Raw genomic sequence first — 18,087 nt, 5'->3', positions numbered from 1 at the left:
ATAAACAGGTACTCAAATCGCTGCCGCAGGTCTGCGACCGAATCGATGCCGGCGACGATCTAGACGACCCAGCCTGGGAGCAGATCGACAAAGTCAACTGCGGCTCGCTGTCCCGACCGGCGTCTCAGCCGGAGGCTGTGCGTTCGATCTCGGCGACCGCCTGTTTCACTGACAGAAAGCTATCCGGATTGACCGAGATCGAATCGATCCCGGCGCGCACCAGGAAGGCGGCGAAATCCGGGTGATCGCTCGGCGCCTGGCCGCAGAGCCCCACCTTGCGCTCGCGCTGGTGCGCTTCGTCGATCACTGACGTGATCATCTGGCGCACCGCATCGTTGCGCTCGTCGAACAGATGCGCCAGCCGATCGGAGTCGCGATCGACGCCGAGCACGAGCTGGGTTAGGTCATTGCTGCCGATCGAGAAGCCATCGAAGCGCGAGGCGAAGTCTCGGGCCAGGATCACGTTCGATGGGATCTCGCACATCACAGTGACCTCGAGCCCGCGCTCGCCGCGCTTCAGCCCCTGCTCGGCCATGACCTCGAGCACCCGGTCGGCCTCCAGCGGTGTGCTGCAGAAGGGGGATCATCACCCGCGGAAGGCGCTCGATGAAGATCATCAAGGCTGATGATCGCATCGAGAACCTTCAGTTCCCTACCTCAGCGCTCGTAGAGGCCGATGATGCGGCTCTGATCGATGACATGCGCGCCGTAGTCGCGCAGAAAGGTCTCGCGGTCCGGCATGCCCGATACGGGGCTGTCTAGCGCGTAGAGCCAGAAGTCGTAATGATGCGGGCCATGACCTTCCGGTGGCAGCGGGCCGCCCCAGCCGATGTCGCCAAAATCGTTGGTGCCCGGACGGAACTGCTTCTCAGCATTCATCGGGATCTGCTCGGTCCCGGCTGGAATGCCGTACAGCGTCCAGTGGGTGAAGCCATTGGGCATGGGCGCGTCCGGATCATGGCAGATCACCGCGAGCTCCTGGGCCTCCTCGGGCACGCCGGCGATGATCAGCTCCGGCTGGTCGTTGGCGTCGGCCTTGGTATAGCGATCGGGGAGACGCTCGCCGTTGGTGAAGGCGGGGGATGACAGCTGCATCGACATGATTCGATCTCCGTTGCGATGGTTTGCGCGTTACTCAGGCTCAAGCAACGGCTGAGCCAATCCCGTCTCCCTTGGCGCGACGGCACCTCAAGCAGGCCGAAAAAACGACCAAATGTCGAGATAGAGAGCGCCGTTCAGAGGTGTTAACAATCGAGCCCGATCACGATCAAGCGCGCCGCAGCCAAATAATCTGGTCTTTTCGCCCGACTGATGGTTGAATCTACGGAGAGGCGGCGAATCAAAAGCTCCGCCTTTGTTGACCTAACGGCAAGCGTTTCGCCAGAGCGTTTCGTCAGGAAGCCGGCGCAGTAAGGCTGGCTCGCGCAATGATCAAGGAGCCACTCCATGTCGACCTCGACCGCGTTCATACCCTCTGGTGTCCCGGGTCTAGACGATATCCTGCAAGGCGGACTCCGGCAGGGCCAGCTGTATTTCATCGAAGGCAGCCCAGGCACCGGTAAGACCACCTTTGGACTCCAGTTCCTGCTCGAGGGGCTGCGTCGCGGCGAGCGCTGCCTGCTGATCTCGCTCGCCGAGAGCCCGCAAGAGATCGCCCTGATCGCCGCCTCGCATGGCTGGTCGATCGACGGCCTCGAGATGCGCGATCTGATCAGCGCCGATGAGGTGCACAGCACCGCCCTGTTCGATCTCTCCGAGATCGCCCTTGAAGACCGCGTGCAGGCCATGCTCGCCGAGATGGAGACCCTGCGACCGCAGCGCCTGGTCCTCGACACCCTGGCCGCCTTACGGGTCTACAGCGATCAATCCTCGTCATTCCGGCGTCATGTCGAGCGCTTCCGCACCAAGGCCCTTGAGCTTGGCACCACGCTGCTGGTTATCGACGAGCCGGACGGGCCGGCGCAGCTGCACCCGCGCAGTCTGGCCTGGGGCATCGTCCGCATGGAGCAGCGGGTGCATGATTACGGGCCCGGCCGGCGTTGGCTGTGGCTGCCGAAACTGCGCGGCCAGGCCTATGTCCGCGGCTATCATGACCTGCGCATCGAGACCGGCGGTTTGCGCCTGTTCCCGCGGCTGGATACTGATCGGTCCTCAACGCCCGCCCACAATGGGCTCGTCTCAAGCGGCAGCGCGCCCCTTGATACGCTGCTCGGTGGTGGCCTCGAGCGCGGTACCAGCGTTGGCGTCATCGGTCCGCCCGGCTGCGGCAAATCGACCCTGGTGACTGGCTTCGCGCTGGCCGCCGCGGAACGGGGTGAGCGGGTCGCCTTCTATGCCTTCGAGGAGTCGCTGACCACCTTTCGCAAACGCGCCCTCAGCCAAGGCCTTGCGATCGACGCCGCACTGGCTTCGGAGCGGCTCAACTTGCGCCAGATCGACCCGGGTCAGGTCGCGCCGGGTGAGCTGGCGCGCGAGCTCGCCGACGAGGTCGAGCACAAGCAGACCCAGATCATCATCATCGATAGCCTCAATGGCTACTTCCAGGCGATGCCGAACGACCCGATGCTCAACCTGCAGGTGCATGATCTGCTGAGTTACCTGAGCGCGCATGGGGCGTTGACGCTGATTACCCTGACGCAGCCGGGTCCACTGAATCGGCAGGAGGGCTTCCCGGTCGATCTGAGCTATCTGACCGACACCGTCATCGCCCAGCGCTACTTCGAGGCCTATGGCGCGATACGCTATGCGCTCTCGGTGATGAAGAAGCGCTATGGCGATCACGAACGCAGGATCCGCGAGTACAAGTTCGGTCAAGGCGGGGTGATCGTCGGCGAACCGCTGAGTGAGTTTCGTGGCGTGCTCAGCGGTATGCCCGAGTATCTGGGCGCCGATCAGCCCCTGCTTTGAGTCAGGATCATGGCTGACAGCACCCCCAGCAGCAAGGCCGAGCGCATCCTCATCCTGGCACCGAGCGCCGCTGACGCCTCGGTCTGCGAGCGCTTCCTCCGTGAGGCCCAGCTGCAACCGGACATCTGCGCCGACACCGAGGCCCTCTATCAAGCCTTAGCCGAGCCCGCCGCCGCCCTCGTGGTGGCGGGCGAGGCGTTGCGCGGCGGTGCCGGCGCCTCGATCCGGGAGCATTTTCGGCAGCAAGAAGCGTGGTCGTCGTTGCCGCTGATCGTGCTCACCCGGCGCCTCGCGCAGGTCAGTGTCGAGGCCTTGGGCGACGATGACCTCTACGGCCATGTCCGCCTGATCGAGCGCCCGGTGAACCGCACCCTGTTCGTCAATACGGTCAAGTTGGCGCTGCGCGAGCGCCGTCAGCAGTACCGGATTCGCGACCTGCTCGACGAGCGCGCCGAGCATATTGCCCAGCGCGACGAGTTCCTCGCCACCCTCGGCCACGAACTGCGCAATCCGCTCGCGGCGATCATGACCTGCGGCGAGGTCTTGGAGTCGCTGCGGCTCGACGCCCCCCAGGCCGCGCGATGCCTGGGCGTGATCTCGACGCAATCGGCGCAGATCAAACGCCTGCTCGACGATCTCTCCGATATCTCGCGCATCAACCGGCGTAAGTTGAGCCTGCAGTGCGAGGCGCTGAGTCTGAACACGGCGCTGAACGAGGTCGTCGTCCAGGTGCAATCGAGGCTGGACGACAGCGGCCAACGGCTCGAACTCGAGATCGGCGATGACCCCATGCCACTGTGGGCCGACGCGACCCGGCTGCGCCAGATCTTCGCCAATCTGCTGGTCAACGCCAGTCGCTATTCACCGCCCGAGACGACGATTTCGCTCAGTGCCCGAACCACGGACGGCCTGGCCGAGGTCTGCATCCGCGATCAAGGGATCGGCATGAGTGCCGAAACCCAGGCGCACATCTTCGAGCCCTTCTTTCAGGCGCCCCAACGCGCGGGCGAGCCACAGACCTCGCGCAGCGGTTTGGGGGTCGGGTTGACGCTGGCGCGCTCGCTGGTCGCGCTGCACGCTGGCAGCATCCAGGCCGAGAGTGAGGGTCCTGGCCAAGGCAGCCAATTCCGCGTCGTGCTGCCGCTGCAAGCGGCATCGCCGACGGCGGCTGTTCATGAGCAGGAGCAGGAGCAGGAGCAGCAGGAACTGAAGCCGGAACTGAAGCCGGAACAACAGCAACAGCACCAGGACCAGGACCAGCAGCAAGGCCAGCAGCAGCCACAGCAGATGCGGAAGGCGCCCTTCCCATCACAACGCATCCTGTTGATTGAGGACAATCTCGACTTCGGCAACGGCCTGAAGCGGTTGCTGGAGCTGCGTGGGCATGATGTTGTACTCGCGCACGACGGCCCTAGCGGTCTCAGCGCAGCCGAGTCCCACCGGCCTGATGTGGTGGTGCTCGATATCGGCCTGCCCGGTCTCGACGGCTACGAGGTCGCCACCCGACTGCGCCGCCTCAAGGGTTTCGACGACTTGCGGGTGATCGCGGTCACCGGCTTTAGCCGCGATGTGGACCGCCGCCGCTCACGCCGCGCCGGCATCGACCGTCACCTGGCCAAGCCGGTGGCGATGCCGGAGCTGGAAGCGGCCATTGCTGGAGGCTGAACGCCAGCTCAACGGCCCGCTGTGTCTCTGAGGCCTTTCGGTGATCTGTCCGGGTTCGTTGAAGGGTTGGCCTCCGCCTTCCTCGAGCAGACCAATGGCGGCGACTCCGGCGAGAAGGAGCAGACCGGCTCTGCTGTCGAGACGCGATAGTGGTGGCGAAAATGAGATCCGGGTGTTTTGCACCATGTCGGGTTCATTTGCCGTTCGCGCTGACGGAGACGCGAGATGCGCACACCAGCAATAGCGAGGACAGAGGGGTGGACCGATCGTTGCTTCATTCAGCAGCGATCCGGGCACGAACGTCCCCGGGCACCTGATTGATCCAACGCTCGAGGAGTCAATGCCATGAGACAAACCGCATCGGCCGCGCGGGACGCCACTGAAACCCTGCAGAGGGGCACGCAGCTGCCAGCCCAAGCGCAAACGGAGACCAACGTCATCCAGCTCGAGCGCTATCGCACAGAACGACTCGACGAATCTGTCTCAGCCGTTCGCCATCGTCTCAGCGAGCTGCAGCGCGCGCGCATTCAGACGGAGCTGAGTGCAGGGCGCCTGCTGCGGGAGCTGGCCGCGTTGCAGCGCGAACTCAGGGACTGCCGCGCGCGGATGGTCGACTGTTGCGTCATCGATGAAGGCGCGCGGTGATCGCGTTGGTTGCTATGCCCGAGGTCAGCGGAGGCGAATCTCGGGTTGGACTCGATCCAGTCTCAAAGGCTGCTTGGGGAGCTGGCGCCTAGGTTGCGTGGACGGCCATCAGGCTGATGCGCTCTGCGGCCGCGCTGGAGCGCAGCGTCGAGAAACACCCGGTCACTCCCGGTGCCCTGCTGCCTTCTAACGAAACATTGGGCGATTTGCTCATGGATCTGGACCGGCCAACCGAGACGTATGCTCAACCGCATGCGCTCGAGCTTGGCACGCGGTCTGCGTGCCCATTGCCCAATTCACGGCGGAATGTCCTCGCCAGGCGTGGATGCCCACGCGGCGGATGGTTCTTAAAATCGATACCATCCCCGCTCTGCGGTGGTGCTCGATATCGGCCTGCCGGGACGCGATGGCTACGAGGTCGCCTCCCGCCTGCGCCGCCTCAATGGTTTCGACGGCTTGCGTGTCATCGCGGCTTCTCATTGAGAAGTGGAGTTGACCGCGAAGCAGCATCCATTGTGGGCGGACGTCGGTGGTGGACTCTGAGCTGGCAACTGTCTTGCTCGAATCACTTGACCAGCGCCGACATGATTGGCCGCCGGTGGCGACAGCGGGTGGAAGCGATCATTGTCGGCATTGCGAATGGCACGGAGCTGTCGTAGATTGAAGTCGTCGATGCCGAGCACGAACAGGTTGCGCTCCATGATCTCCCCCTCATTGCTCGTAGACCAGCTGCCCCGGTTGCACGCCGAGTTCCTTAAGCTGGTCATTGATCGATTCAACAAAGGCATCTGGCCCGCAGACATAAAACATCCCATCGAACGTCGAGAGGTGGGACTTCATGAAGTCGAGGTCGATGCGCTGGCCCTGATCTCCAGGCTCGTGCTCGCGGGTGAAGGTCAGTAAGCAGTCATCGCCCAGATAATGCTTCAGCTCCTTCTCGCAGATCACGTCGCGCTCGCCCTTGTTGGTTAGCAGCAGCTTGTGACCGTCCAAGGCATCATCAGCGGCGAGCCGGCGCAAGATTCCGAGGAAGGGCGTCACGCCGGTGCCGGCGGCGATGAAGGTGCCTGGGCCCTGGTAGGTGATGGTGCCGAAGGCGTCGCTGAGCTTGAGCCGAGCGCCAGGCTGCAGCGCATGCAGTGCCACGGTCATGCCGTCGCCCTTGGGATAGCGCTTGGTCGTGAACTCCAAGAGCTGGTCATTGGGTAGGGAGGTCGGGGTGAAGGGTCGGCCCTCGTCGCGCCATTCGTCAGTGTCGATATGGACCTCGACACCCTGTCCTGGCTGCCAATCGAGCCCCTCCGGTCGCATCAGCAGCAGACGCTGGACGTCGTGGGTGACAAATTCGGTCATTAATAGGGTTGCGTCGTGGGACATCGGCAGCTCCGTCGACAGATAGAGAGATGAGCCGGATAGATCATCGGTGAGGACCGCGATGACGCGACCGACGGCGCCGACCGGACAGACATGCCGCAGGCCACGCATCTCGCGGGTCGATGACAAGATGAGCAAGCCTGATGCCAAAGAACTGGCTCGGTTGCTTTGCCTTGATGGCGGGTGCGCTTAGCAGGTTTGGCGCTGCATCCATTGGTGCACCTGGCCCTACCCAGGTGGAAATCCACCACCTTGACCTGCAAGCCGGTCTCTTCGAACATCCTGGCCGGGAAGCCAGGTTCCAGGCCAGGGATGGCGGGTTTGATGCCTGATCCCAGACGCGATCTGCGCGCATTGCGCCGCGCTTGACGCCAAGTCTGGAATTGCCAACGAGTCGTCTAGCAGCTGGTGTACGCCTTGCTTGATGTTAATAATGAGCCCGCACCGACCGTCGTCCGAGACGCGCCGCGGCGGGGGGATTGATTGCGACGAGTTGGAGGTATTCGATGGCCAGTCAGAAGTCCAACCAGCAGCCGGCTCCAGATGATCTGGAGCGCGACGATGAGCCTATTGATGGGCGTCTGCATGCGGACATGCTCGACGAGTACGGCTTTTTCAAAGACCCGAGCTTTTGGAACCGCGATCTGGCATTGAGACTTGCGGCAGAGATGGACCTCGGAGAGCTGAGCGAGGCGCACTGGCGCCTTATTGATCGGGTGCGCGCCGATTATCTCGACAGCGGCATGCTGCCCGTGCAGCCGACGCTCTGTCATGACCTTGGGCTGGACCCTGATTGTATCCTGACCCTCTTCGGCGGCCCAATCGACGTCTGGCGACTCGCCGGCCTTCCGAACCCCGGCGAGGAGGCCCGCACCTATATGGAGAATCAGGAGGCGTTCGAAGGGCTGGGAACGCCTCAGGTGCCGCGCTGAAGGAGTCTCTGTTTGAACGAGAGGCTGGTCGGTCGAAAGCGATGCATTGGAAGGCCCGCCGGCTGCTAGCCAGCGAGCCTCATTGCCGCATCAGTGAGGGGTCAGTGACACCTCAGGCGCCAAGCGCATTAGGTGCTCTGCTCAGCCTGGTCAGGTAGAGCAGCGACGCCATGAGCGCAACCGCTGAGGTATTACTGCAATTCGGTCCCGCTCAGAGATTGAGCAGGCCGAGCAGGCCGACGACGATCAGGTAGATCGCGACCACGTAGTTGAGCAGAGAAGGCCGGACCAGGATCAGGATTCCGGCGATCAGCGCGATGATGGGTTGGATCATGGGGTTCAACATCGGTGTTTCTCCTCTTAGGAATCAAGCGTTGGGAATGATGCGCCGCACAAAGCGCGGCAACGGCTGGTGGGGAGGGATGGGGCCTCAGGACGAGCGTTTTGACGTCTCGGGATCGGCGTCTTGCTTTGACGCAGACTGCATGCCAGGGGCGCCGGTGAGCGCGCTGAGCCACTCCATCGGTAGCGGGAAGACGACAGTGGTGGCGCGGTCGCTAGACATGTCGGCGAGGGTCTGCAGGTATCTGAGCTGCAGCGCCTGCGGTTGCGTGGAGATCACCTCCGCCGCGCCCCGCAGCCGCTCCGCGGCCTGGAGCTCGCCTTCGGCGTTGATCACCTTGGCGCGCCGGTTGCGCTCGGCCTCGGCCTGGCGGGCGATGGCGCGGATCATGTTCTCATTCAGATCCACATGCTTGATCTCGACATTGACCACCTTGATGCCCCAGGCGTCGGTCTGGTCGTCGAGGATGGTCTGGATGTCGCGATTGAGTCGCTCGCGCTCGGAGAGCAGCTCATCGAGGTCATGCTGACCGAGCACCGAGCGCAGTGTCGTCTGCGCCAACTGGCTGGTGGCCATCTGGTAATCCTCGACCTGAATCACCGCCTTGTCGGACTCGACCACCTTGAAATAGAGCACCGCGTTGACGCGCACGGTGACATTGTCCTTGGTGATCAGATCCTGCTCGGGGACATCCATGGTGATCACCCGCAGGTCGATCCGCACCACCTGCTGGATACCGGGAACGATGAGGATGAGCCCAGGGCCCTTGACCGCCTGGAAGCGGCCGAGAAAGAAGACCACGCCGCGTTGATACTCGGGCAGGATGCGGATCGCTGAGCCGAGGAACAGGATGATCAGGCCCAGGGGGAGAAGGTAGGTGAGCAATGCGCTGTAGACCATGGGTTACTCCGTCGATGGGGCCGGCGACTGGGCAGGCGAGTGGTTGGCTGCAGGATCGGGCGAGGAAGAAGCGGGCGTGACCTCAAGTCTCAGGCCGTTGACGGCGAGCACCCGCACCGACTCGCCGCGTCGAACCGGTGACTGGCTGCTGGCCTGCCACAGCTCGCCCTCGATATGAACCTGGCCTGCCTTGTTCGACATGCCGCCGAAGTCCGCGCGTGCCTCTCCGGTCTCGCCCACCAGGTGGTCCAGGCCGACCGCCGAGGTCTTGCGGCGCAGGCCGATGAAACGTCCGATCACCCAGATCGATAATGCGGCGCTCAAGCCCGCGGTGATGCCGATCACCGGCCAGGAGACGGCGCCGCCTTCTTCATCCATCAGGATCACCGAGCCGAACAGGAACGCGGCAAACCCGCCGATGCCGAGCGCCCCGAAGCTTGGCGCTAGGGCCTCGCCGACCATTAGTAGGATGCCGAGCAGGATCAGGCCGACGCCGGCGTAGTTCACGGGCAGCACCTGCAGCGCGTAGAGCGCTAGCAGCAGACTGATCGCACCGATGATGCCCGGGAACAGGGCGCCGGGGTTCGAGAGCTCGAAGATGATCCCGTAGATGCCGATCAGCAGCAGGATGTAGGCGACATTAGGATTCGCGATCACCGCCAGCAGCCTGATCCGCCAGTCGGGCTCGAGCTCGCGCACGGCGATGCCAGCGGTCGTGAGCGTTCGCTCGCCGGCTGCTGTCTGCACGCGGCGGCCGTCGATGCGCTCCAACAGCATGGGGATGTCGTCGGCGACCAGATCGATCACGTCGCGCTCGGCGGCGGCACTGGATTCCAAACTGACCGAAGCGCGCACCGCTTCCTCGGCCCAATCGGCATTGCGCCCGCGCAGCTCGGCCAGGCCGCGGAGATAGGCGACGGCGTCATTGACGCGCTTGCGCTCGGACGCGCTCGCGTTGTCCTGGGAGCCGGTTCGTTTGCCATTGCCATTGCCATTGCCATTGCCATCGGCGTTGGCGTTTTCATGACCGGCGCCAGCGCGGGCGGCGGCGCCCTCGCCGGTCGGGGAGCGGTCGCCGAGTCCCGGCAGATCGCCGCCGACCTGAACCGGCGTGGCGGCGCCGAGATTGGTTGCCGGCGCCATGGCGGCGATCTGGCTGGCATAGAGGATATAGGTACCGGCGCTCGCTGCCCGCGCACCGGGCGGGGCGACGAAGCTGGCCACCGGCACCGGCGAGGCGAGGATCGCCTTGATGATGCGGCGCATCGCCTGATCCAGGCCGCCTGGGGTGTCCATACGCAGGATGACCAGTTCGGCATCAGCTGCGGCGGCATCCTCGATCCCACTGACCACGAACTCGCCGGTGGCGGCGCCGATGGCGCCGTCGAGCGGGATGACCAGTGCCTCGCGCGCCTCGGCTGCGGCGTCTGGAAACGGACCGGTCGCGAGCAGTAGCAGGATGGCGATGAGGCTGCGAATCGACATGCTGTTGATCAGGTTATCGGTCGATATAGCGGGCGGTGCCAGTGACGACCGGCTGGCCCGGGCCGATCAATACGCTTTACACGCATTGATCGAACTCGGGATATCGACTAGGCGCGCCCGCGGATGAAGAAGATGACGGCCAGCACGAGGCCGACAATGAACAGAATCCACGCAATCTCGGTTGCGGTACCGGCGATCCCCGAAAAACCGAACACTCCGGCAACAATCGCCACGACAAGAAAGATTAAAGCCCACTGAATCATGCAATTTCTCCAATCTGAAACAGATCATCACTTTGTCCCTTCAGTGATACAAGAAGGATGCCAGTACCGAGGAAAACGGAGGAAACCGAGGAAACCCGAGGAAAAGGGTGTTGCATGAGATCCCGATCGAGGCCAGCGTCCCGTCTGGGGGCGCTCCGTCCCGGTCATCAATGAAACCGAGGTCCTTCGCGATCCCTGAATCGTTGGGGCTTATCGCCCACTCCGGGGTCAATTGACCCGATGCCTGTCCAGTCTGCCCAGTCTGCCCAGCGTGCACCGGACCCGGAGTGCACCGGAAAAGGAACCAGACAGGAAGCGTGATCGCGCTGGCAACCGCTCAGGCGTTCTGCGTCCCTTGGTCGGACGCGCCAGTTGAGACGGCATGAGGTGTGCTTAAGAGGATCAAGGTGCGATGCGTGCAAGCGCCTTGTTGAGCGTGACGCTCGCTATAGGCAACGACTGCCGAGCGAAGCGGCCGCTGAGTTGAGTTCGGCTAGGTGATGACTTGAGGTATCGACATGCGTTCTTGGAAAACCCTGTCCCTTTCCCTGATTGGCCTGCTGCTGGTTGTCACCGTTTTGCTGGTGGTGTTGGGCGTGGTGGTCAGGGACTTCCTCGTCGATCTCTGGTGGTTCCAGTCGCTCGGTTATGAAGTCTATTTCTGGCAGCGTCTGCTCTATCGCTATCTGGTCTTCGCGGTCGCGGCCGCGTTCTTCTTCGCGCTCTTCTTTGCCAACTTCTGGATCGGCAGCAAGTACCTTGGGGCGCCACGTCCAAGGGCGACGGCATCCGAATCCAGCGACACCAAACGGGCCAACAACGAGCGTCCCTCTCTCCGGTTTTATCGACGCTTTCAGAAGCGCTCTTTGGCCCTATACCTGCCATTGACGCTGATCCTGGCGGTGATCGTCGCCCTACCGCTGTTCTTCCATTGGGAACAGGCACTCATGTTCTTGCTGGCGCCAAAGGCCAATATCAGCGACCCGGTCTTTGGGCATGACATCCGTTTCTACCTGTTTTCGCTGCCCTTCTTCAGGCTGCTATACACCGAGGTCATGATCGCGCTCGTGGTCATGCTGCTTGGGCTCGGGTTTCTGTATTGGCTCGACCACCGAGCGATGCCGAGGGCGAGCGGAGGGTTGCGGCGCGGCGCGCGGCTGCATCTGAGCCTGACCCTGTTACTCCTTATCCTGATGGGCAGCTTCTATTTCCTCGGCGACGCCTACAAGCTGCTCTACACGGACGCGCATCAACCGTTGTTCCACGGCCCAGGCTACGAGGAGATGATGGTGACGCTACCGCTGATCGCCGCTGCGGCGGTGCTCGCGCTCCTCGCCGGTGCGCTGCTACTGTTTCTGCTCAATACCGGCAAAGGCATACTCTGGCTTGCGGGGACCCTGGTCCTCTTGCTCGCGGTGGTCGGAGTGCGGTACACGCCGTCCCTGACCGAGCAGGTCGGTGAATTTGTGGTTGAGCCCGCCGAGATGACGCGCGAGACGCCGTTCATCGCGAACAATATCAAGGCGACACTGGCCGGTTACGGATTGCAAGCGGTCGAGACGCGAGATTATCCCATCCGAGAGGAGGGCTGGGAGGAGATTACACCCGAGATCCGACTTAGCCTGCGGAACATCCCGATCTGGGACGATGACAAGCTGTTGTCAGTCTATCGTCAGCTGCAGGAATTCCGGCCCTATTACGCGTTTGACAAGGTGAGCGTCGATCGCTACGAGATAGAGGATGCTTATCGCCAGGTCTTTCTCGCCGCGCGTCACATTAACCTTGAGAAGCTGAGTGAGTCGCGCCAGACCTGGGTCAACTTCTGGCTGAGATACACCCATGGCTACGGCCTCGTCATGACCTCGGCCGCACAGCCGGCGGACGAGCCGATCGAATGGCTGATCCAAGGCATTCCGCCGGATGCCGTGGCGGGTCTGTCCATCGATGAGCCAGCCATCTACTACGGGGCTGCCGATCTGCATCCGGTCATCGCGCCGAATGCAAGCCACGAACTCGATTATGCCGCATCCGACGAGACGCATCTGACCGACTATGCGGGTCGCGGTGGCGTGCCGGTCAGCAGTCTCTTCCGCAAGCTGATCTTCTCGCTGTATTTCGGCGAGCGCAACATTCTGTACACCACGCGGATGACCGACGAGAGCCGGCTGCTGTTCCGGCGCGATATCCGCGAGCGCATCAAAACGCTAACACCAGGGCTGACGCTTGGCCCGAATCCCTATCTCGCGATCGCCAATGGTCGGCTGTACTGGATACAGGACGCCTTTACCACCTCGAAATGGTACCCCTACTCCAAGCCCTATGATGGTCAGGTCGAACATTTTGATCATCCGTTCAATTACATCCGCAATTCGGTCAAGGTGATCGTGGATGCCTATAACGGCAGCGTCGACTACTATCTTGTCGATCCGTCGGACCCGCTGGCCGCTGGTTATGCGCGCAGCTATCCTGGCCTGTTCAAGCCCTTCGAGGCGATACCCAAGGCGCTTAAGCAGCATCTGCGCTACCCGAAGAGCCTGTTCGATGTGCAGATGGACCTCTACACCCGCTATCACCAGACCGATCCGGAGACCTTCTACAACCAGGAGGACGCCTGGGAGCTACCGCTCTCACCGTGGCACGCGGACAATGAACAGCAGCGCTCGCATTACCTTACGCTCAACCTGATCGAGCCGGATCGCTTCGAGTACATCCTGCTCGCGCCGATGAACCAACTGGGTCAACCGGGAATGCGTGCGCTCGCTGTCGCCGGCAACGACGGTGACAGCTACGGTCGGATCATTATCTACAACTTCTCGAAGGGCACGCTCGTCTATGGCCCAGAGCAGGTTAACGCCTTCATCAAACAGGACCCTCGGATCTCCCAGGAGCTGACCCTGTGGAGCCGACGAGGCTCGGAAGCTAGCCGCGGACGCCTGGTCGTGGTGCCGGTCGATGGTGTGCTGACCTACATCCAAGGCATCTTCCTGCAGACGACGACGAAGTCACCACTGCCCCAGCTTGCGCAGCTCATCGTCAGTCAGGGGTCGCTGGTGGTCCTGGCTTCCTCGCTTGAGGAGGGGATTCAGTCGTTGCACGAGCGGATTAAAGCGACGCGGCAAGACCAGCCGGAGCCGACGGCGACGCCACGGGAGGAGCCGCCAGATGTTACGGAGGCCAAGGAGGTGACCCGCAACACAGAATCTTCCTGATTACAATCCTTGGGTGGATGCTGATTGGGTACAAATGCAAATGCCAATCTGCACGCGCACCGTCGCTGCAATCGCGATGACCATACTGCTGCAGTTGCCTCTGCCGTCGGCCTTCGGGGAGGCGGCTCCGGTCGCGGTGGCCGACTCCCGCGCGCAGCCGATCATTCGCCAGGAGCGGATCACCGGCAGCTTGACCTCACCGCATGCGGCGAATCTGTCGACGCAGGTGGCGGGCCTGGTCACCGCGCTGCCGGTGGATGCCGGCGACCGGGTGCAGCCCGGCGATCTGCTGGTCGAGCTGGATGCCGAGCTCGCCGAGCATGCATTGGCAGCGGCCCGCGCCGAGGCCGAGCGCGCCGCTGCGGCGTTGGCCGAGGCGCAGCGCCTGCTACGCGAAGGCCAGGATCTGATTCGGGACCACAGTCTTGCCGAGAGCGAGCTGGAGGCGCGTGCGGCCGCGGCCGAGATCGCCGCTGCCGAGCAGGCGATTGCGACGGCCGATCTGCGCCATCAGCAGGCGCGGGTGGCGCGGCATCGCATCGAGGCGCCATTCGCCGGCGTCATCAGCCGGCGGCATGCGGCGCTGGGCGAGTGGGTGTCACCGGGGTCGGCGGTGATGGCCCTGGTGGCGACCGACGGCCTGCGCTTTGACTTTCGGGTGCCGCAAGAGCTGTATCCATTGGTGAAAGCCGATACCCGAGTCGAGCTGCGACTGACGGCCTTGCCGGACACCAGCTTTGCCGGCGACATCCAGGCCATCGTGCCGGTGAATGATCCCGCGGCCCGCACCTTCTTGTTACGCGTGCTGCCGGCCGATGCGGCGAGGAGCCAGCCGGCGATGACGCTGGGCATTACATCGGTGATGACACCGGGAATGTCGGTGCAAGGAACGCTGTATCTCGATAGCGGCCGCGTCGGCGTGACCGTCTCCCGCGATGCGCTGCTGCGCCATCCGGATGGCCGCGTCAGCCTCTGGGTACTGGACCGCTCCGGTGAGGCGCCGCAGGTGCAGGAGCGCCAAGTGACGCTCGGGCTGGCCTTCGGCGACCGAGTCGAGATCCGCGATGGCCTCGCGGCCGGGGTGCCGGTTGTGGTCGAGGGCAATGAGGCGCTGGAGCCGGATCAAACCGTCCGCGTGCTGGAGGATGGCTCGCAGGAAGCACAGCAATCTCAGAAATCAGAGGGGTCGCAAGGCGGATCAGGCGATCAGCCAGACCACCGCTCAAGTAACCAGGCGGCAGACCAGCGACCAGAGCAAGCAGCTGATCAAGCAGCTGATCAAGCAGCTGATCAAGCAGCTGAGCAGCAAGCAGAGCGACCGCCAATCGGATCGGACGACCGACCACCAGACAGGACCTCGGGCTGAGGCGCGCGCGATGTTCGAGGCACTCATCCGCCGCGGCGTGCTGATGACGGTGATCGTGCTCATCGTCGGCGTGCTCGGCGTCGCCGCGGCATTGCGCATTCCGGTGCAGATGATCCCGGATCTCGAGGTACGGACGGTCACGGTGCGTACCTCCTGGCCCGGCGCCACACCCCAAGACGTCGAGAAGGAGATCCTGATCGAGCAGGAAGAGTACCTGCGCACCATCCCCAACCTGCGTCGCTTTATCGCCCGCGCGGCGAACGGCTCAGCCGAGATCGAGATGGAATTCCCGTTCGGCGTTGATATCACCGAGACCCTGATCAAGGTCAACAATGCGCTGAACCAGGTCCCATCCTATCCGGTCAACGTCGATGAGCCGCGCATCTTCGCGACCTCGTTCTCCCAGAACTCGTTCATGTACTTTCGGATCGCGCCACTGCCCGGCAATCCGCGTGGTCTGGACATGCCGATGATGCGCGACTTCATCGAGGACCGCGTGCGCACCCGGCTCTCGGGCGTCGCCGATGTGGCGCAGATCGAGGTCCGCGGCAGCGCCGAGCGCCAGATCCGCATCCTGCTCGACCCGGAGCGTCTGGCCCAGCGCGATCTGGGTGTGGTCGATGTGCGCGATGCCATCCGCGCACGCAATCAGGACATCTCCGCCGGCGAGCTCGACAGCGGCAAGCGTCGCTATCTGCTGCGCACCGTCGGGCGTTTCGATGAGGTGGAGGAGATCGAGACGCTGATCATTGCGCGGCGCGGCGACAGCGTGATTCGGCTGCAGGACGTCGGCCGCGTGGTGCTCGATCACTTCGAGCTGAGCGATCTGTCGCGCGTCAACACCCAGCCGGTGATCAGCCTAGCGGTGCGCCGGGTGACCGGCTCTAACGTCATCGCCATCAAGCAGGCGGTGATGGCCGAGGTCGAGGCGATCAATGAGGAGGTCCTGAAGCCCGCCGGCATGCTGCTCGAGCACACCGCGGATGATGTCGTCTATGTGCAGGCCTCGATCGTCAACGTCTGGAAGAATCTGGCGCTCGGCGCGCTGTTCGCGACCCTGGTCATGTACGCCTTCCTGCGCTCGGCGCGGGCGACGCTGATCGGCGTGATGGGCATCCCGATCTGCACCATCGCCGCCTTCCTCGGGCTGCTGCTGGCTGGGCGCACCATCAACGTCATCTCACTCGCCGGCGTCGCCTTCGCCATCGGCATGACGCTGGATAACAGCATCGTCGTGCTCGAGAGCATCGAGCTGGAGCGCCGCCGCGGACTGGACCGGCTCCGCAGCGCCATCGCCGGTGTCGAGAAGGTCTGGCCGGCCGTGCTGGCTTCGACCTTGACCACGGTGCTGGTGTTCGCACCGGTGCTCTTTATCGAAGAAGAGGCCGGCCAGCTCTACTCCGACATCGCGATCGCGATCTCGGCCTCGATCCTGGCCTCAATGCTGGTCGCGATCACCGTGATCCCGACCGCCGCGGCGCGCATGCGCTTCCATGCCGAGGATGGAGATGGGGACGAGACCGCGCGCGGGAATGAGCTCAGGAGCGGGGATGCAGGCAGCAACGGCGAGGGAGCCGGCGGAAATGGGGCCACACTAGATGCCAATCCGCCGCCCGGAAAGCGGCCCGAAACGCAAGTCGGTAAAGGCTCCAAACAGGGGCTGCGCGGGCGCGTGCTGGCCAGCGTCGATGCGCTGATTCGCACGCCATTGCGCCGTGCGGCGACCATTGGGGTTACGGTGCTCGCGAGCGCTGCGATCGTCATCGGCCTGACGCCACCGGCCGCCTACCTGCCCGAAGGCGAGGAGGCCAAGACCTTCGCCCGGATGAACGCGCCGCCGGGCTACAACCTGGAGCAGATGGCCGAGATCGGCCACCAGCTCGAGCAGCAGCTGATGCCCTATGTCGACGCCGATCCCACCGCCTTCGAGCGCGGCGAGGACCCGGTGCCGGCGATGCAGTACCTGAACATGGGCATCGATCCGCAGGGCATCCGCATCATCACCGAGTCGGTCGATCCAACCCAGATCGATGAGCTAATGGATGCGCTGCGCGAGGCCTACGAGCAGTTTCCGGGCATGCGCACCTTCGTTTCGCGCGGCTCGATCATCACCAGCAACGAGGGCGGTACCCGCAGCGTCAACCTCGACATCACCGGGCCGCGCCTGGCGGCGATCTATGAGGTCGCCCTGGCTGCCTACCGACGCGCCGAGGAGGTCTTCGATGATCCGCGCATCCAGGCCAATCCGTCGACGCTGTCGCTGGCGCAGCCGTTGATCGAGGTGCGGCCCGACTGGGATCGCGCCAACGAGGTCGGCATGAGCGCGGCCGATCTCGGCTACACGGTCGCGGCACTGACCGACGGCGCCTTCGCCGACGAGTTCTTCCTCGCCGACGATAAGATCGACATCTTTCTCTACAGCCGCGCCGGCACCGAGGCCGAGGTGGCGACACTGGGCAGCCTGCCGGTCTATACGCCGATCGGCTCTGTCCTGCCACTCGCCGCGCTGGCCGACATCGTCGAGACCGTCGACACCAGCATGATCCGCCGCGTCGATGGCCGCCGCGCGGTGACCCTGAACATCATCCCGCCCGAGACCGTCGCGCTCGAGACCGGCGTCGAGATCGTCCAGCGCGATGTACTCGGGCATCTGCAGGCGGCTGGCGCAATCCCGAGCGATGTCGCGGTCGAGATCTCCGGCGCCAACGACCAGTTGCAGGCCACGCAGCAATCGCTGCGCACCAATTTCATCGTCGCGCTGGTGATCGTCTATCTGGTCATGGTCGCGATCTTCACCCATTGGGGCTATCCGCTGCTGATCATGGTCACCATCCCGCTTGGTATCGCCGGCGGCATCGCCGGGCTGGCATTGCTCAATGCGGTCGGCGCGCTGCTGCCCCTGATCGGTCTTGAGGCGGTGCACCAGCCCTTCGATATGATCTCGATGTTGGGCTTTTTGATTTTGCTCGGCACCGTGGTCAACAACCCGATCCTGATC

General features: G+C 63.6%; 16 protein-coding genes. 8 read left to right on the top strand and 8 right to left on the bottom strand.

The window, feature by feature from the left end:
* Window positions 1-124: 124 nt before the first annotated feature.
* Window positions 125-547: a putative PEP-binding protein gene (locus tag VBE63_RS18560; protein ID WP_323684508.1), complete on the bottom strand. Its 423-nt coding sequence runs from the start codon at window positions 545-547 to the stop codon at window positions 125-127.
* Between the two features lie 110 nt (window positions 548-657).
* Window positions 658-1,101, bottom strand: coding sequence for a YbhB/YbcL family Raf kinase inhibitor-like protein (locus tag VBE63_RS18555; RefSeq protein ID WP_323684507.1), 444 nt, complete (start codon window positions 1,099-1,101; stop codon window positions 658-660).
* Window positions 1,102-1,446: 345 nt separating this feature from the next.
* On the opposite strand from VBE63_RS18555, the gene VBE63_RS18550 reads away from it, so the two are divergent.
* The 4 genes from VBE63_RS18550 (at window position 1,447) to VBE63_RS18535 (ending at window position 5,217) form a co-directional block, all read left to right on the top strand.
* Window positions 1,447-2,907 carry an ATPase domain-containing protein gene (locus VBE63_RS18550; RefSeq protein ID WP_323684506.1) on the top strand — a complete coding sequence of 487 codons (1,461 nt, stop codon included), beginning with the start codon at window positions 1,447-1,449 and terminating at the stop codon, window positions 2,905-2,907.
* 9 nt (window positions 2,908-2,916) lie between these two features.
* The gene (locus VBE63_RS18545) at window positions 2,917-4,572 is read left to right on the top strand and encodes a hybrid sensor histidine kinase/response regulator (protein WP_323684505.1); all 1,656 of its coding nucleotides are present in this window, start codon (window positions 2,917-2,919) and stop codon (window positions 4,570-4,572) included.
* A 21-nt stretch (window positions 4,573-4,593) separates the two neighbouring features.
* A complete protein-coding gene (locus VBE63_RS18540; protein WP_323684504.1) occupies window positions 4,594-4,722 on the top strand; it encodes a hypothetical protein in 129 nt (42 codons plus the stop codon).
* A gap of 195 nt (window positions 4,723-4,917) precedes the next feature.
* Window positions 4,918-5,217 carry a hypothetical protein gene (locus tag VBE63_RS18535; protein WP_323684503.1) on the top strand — a complete coding sequence of 100 codons (300 nt, stop codon included), beginning with the start codon at window positions 4,918-4,920 and terminating at the stop codon, window positions 5,215-5,217.
* Between the two features lie 476 nt (window positions 5,218-5,693).
* Here VBE63_RS18535 and VBE63_RS18530 read toward each other — a convergent pair whose 3' ends face one another.
* Window positions 5,694-5,918 (bottom strand): hypothetical protein, encoded by a 225-nt coding sequence (locus VBE63_RS18530; protein ID WP_323684502.1) that lies wholly within the window; start codon window positions 5,916-5,918, stop codon window positions 5,694-5,696.
* Between the two features lie 10 nt (window positions 5,919-5,928).
* Window positions 5,929-6,720 carry an FAD-binding oxidoreductase gene (locus tag VBE63_RS18525; protein WP_323684501.1) on the bottom strand — a complete coding sequence of 264 codons (792 nt, stop codon included), beginning with the start codon at window positions 6,718-6,720 and terminating at the stop codon, window positions 5,929-5,931.
* Between the two features lie 377 nt (window positions 6,721-7,097).
* Here VBE63_RS18525 and VBE63_RS18520 point away from each other — a divergent pair, with 377 nt between their 5' ends.
* Window positions 7,098-7,523 carry a TusE/DsrC/DsvC family sulfur relay protein gene (locus VBE63_RS18520; RefSeq protein ID WP_323684500.1) on the top strand — a complete coding sequence of 142 codons (426 nt, stop codon included), beginning with the start codon at window positions 7,098-7,100 and terminating at the stop codon, window positions 7,521-7,523.
* Window positions 7,524-7,734: 211 nt separating this feature from the next.
* Here VBE63_RS18520 and VBE63_RS18515 read toward each other — a convergent pair whose 3' ends face one another.
* The 4 genes from VBE63_RS18515 to VBE63_RS18500 all read right to left on the bottom strand — a co-directional run bounded on the left by VBE63_RS18515 (window position 7,735) and on the right by VBE63_RS18500 (window position 10,514).
* A complete protein-coding gene (locus tag VBE63_RS18515; RefSeq protein ID WP_323684499.1) occupies window positions 7,735-7,869 on the bottom strand; it encodes a DUF3096 domain-containing protein in 135 nt (44 codons plus the stop codon).
* 84 nt (window positions 7,870-7,953) lie between these two features.
* Window positions 7,954-8,766: a slipin family protein gene (locus VBE63_RS18510; RefSeq protein WP_323684498.1), complete on the bottom strand. Its 813-nt coding sequence runs from the start codon at window positions 8,764-8,766 to the stop codon at window positions 7,954-7,956.
* A 3-nt stretch (window positions 8,767-8,769) separates the two neighbouring features.
* A complete protein-coding gene (locus tag VBE63_RS18505; protein WP_323684497.1) occupies window positions 8,770-10,251 on the bottom strand; it encodes a nodulation protein NfeD in 1,482 nt (493 codons plus the stop codon).
* Window positions 10,252-10,358: 107 nt separating this feature from the next.
* Window positions 10,359-10,514, bottom strand: coding sequence for a DUF1328 domain-containing protein (locus VBE63_RS18500; RefSeq protein WP_323684496.1), 156 nt, complete (start codon window positions 10,512-10,514; stop codon window positions 10,359-10,361).
* Window positions 10,515-11,032: 518 nt separating this feature from the next.
* On the opposite strand from VBE63_RS18500, the gene VBE63_RS18495 reads away from it, so the two are divergent.
* The 3 genes from VBE63_RS18495 to VBE63_RS18485 form a co-directional block, all read left to right on the top strand.
* Window positions 11,033-13,723 carry a UPF0182 family protein gene (locus VBE63_RS18495; RefSeq protein ID WP_323684495.1) on the top strand — a complete coding sequence of 897 codons (2,691 nt, stop codon included), beginning with the start codon at window positions 11,033-11,035 and terminating at the stop codon, window positions 13,721-13,723.
* 76 nt (window positions 13,724-13,799) lie between these two features.
* Entirely contained in the window at window positions 13,800-15,089 is a 1,290-nt protein-coding gene (locus VBE63_RS18490; protein ID WP_323684494.1) for an efflux RND transporter periplasmic adaptor subunit, read from the top strand.
* 10 nt (window positions 15,090-15,099) lie between these two features.
* Window positions 15,100-18,087: efflux RND transporter permease subunit (locus VBE63_RS18485; protein WP_323684493.1), on the top strand; the 2,988-nt coding region annotated here is incomplete at its 3' end.

Origin of the sequence: Lamprobacter sp. (assembly GCF_034860625.1) — a bacterium.
Classification (GTDB): domain Bacteria; phylum Pseudomonadota; class Gammaproteobacteria; order Chromatiales; family Chromatiaceae; genus Lamprobacter.
Note: the sequence above shows the minus strand (reverse complement) of the source record. Positions and strands in the feature narration are given on the sequence as shown.

Coding starts and splice junctions, on each gene's coding strand:
- VBE63_RS18555 (WP_323684507.1), bottom strand. CDS start 1,101: ATGTCGATGCAGCTGTCATCCCCCGCCTTCACCAACGGCGAGCGTCTC.
- VBE63_RS18550 (WP_323684506.1), top strand. CDS start 1,447: ATGTCGACCTCGACCGCGTTCATACCCTCTGGTGTCCCGGGTCTAGAC.
- VBE63_RS18545 (WP_323684505.1), top strand. CDS start 2,917: ATGGCTGACAGCACCCCCAGCAGCAAGGCCGAGCGCATCCTCATCCTG.
- VBE63_RS18535 (WP_323684503.1), top strand. CDS start 4,918: ATGAGACAAACCGCATCGGCCGCGCGGGACGCCACTGAAACCCTGCAG.
- VBE63_RS18530 (WP_323684502.1), bottom strand. CDS start 5,918: ATGGAGCGCAACCTGTTCGTGCTCGGCATCGACGACTTCAATCTACGA.
- VBE63_RS18520 (WP_323684500.1), top strand. CDS start 7,098: ATGGCCAGTCAGAAGTCCAACCAGCAGCCGGCTCCAGATGATCTGGAG.
- VBE63_RS18515 (WP_323684499.1), bottom strand. CDS start 7,869: ATGTTGAACCCCATGATCCAACCCATCATCGCGCTGATCGCCGGAATC.
- VBE63_RS18510 (WP_323684498.1), bottom strand. CDS start 8,766: ATGGTCTACAGCGCATTGCTCACCTACCTTCTCCCCCTGGGCCTGATC.
- VBE63_RS18505 (WP_323684497.1), bottom strand. CDS start 10,251: ATGTCGATTCGCAGCCTCATCGCCATCCTGCTACTGCTCGCGACCGGT.
- VBE63_RS18500 (WP_323684496.1), bottom strand. CDS start 10,514: ATGATTCAGTGGGCTTTAATCTTTCTTGTCGTGGCGATTGTTGCCGGA.
- VBE63_RS18495 (WP_323684495.1), top strand. CDS start 11,033: ATGCGTTCTTGGAAAACCCTGTCCCTTTCCCTGATTGGCCTGCTGCTG.
- VBE63_RS18490 (WP_323684494.1), top strand. CDS start 13,800: ATGACCATACTGCTGCAGTTGCCTCTGCCGTCGGCCTTCGGGGAGGCG.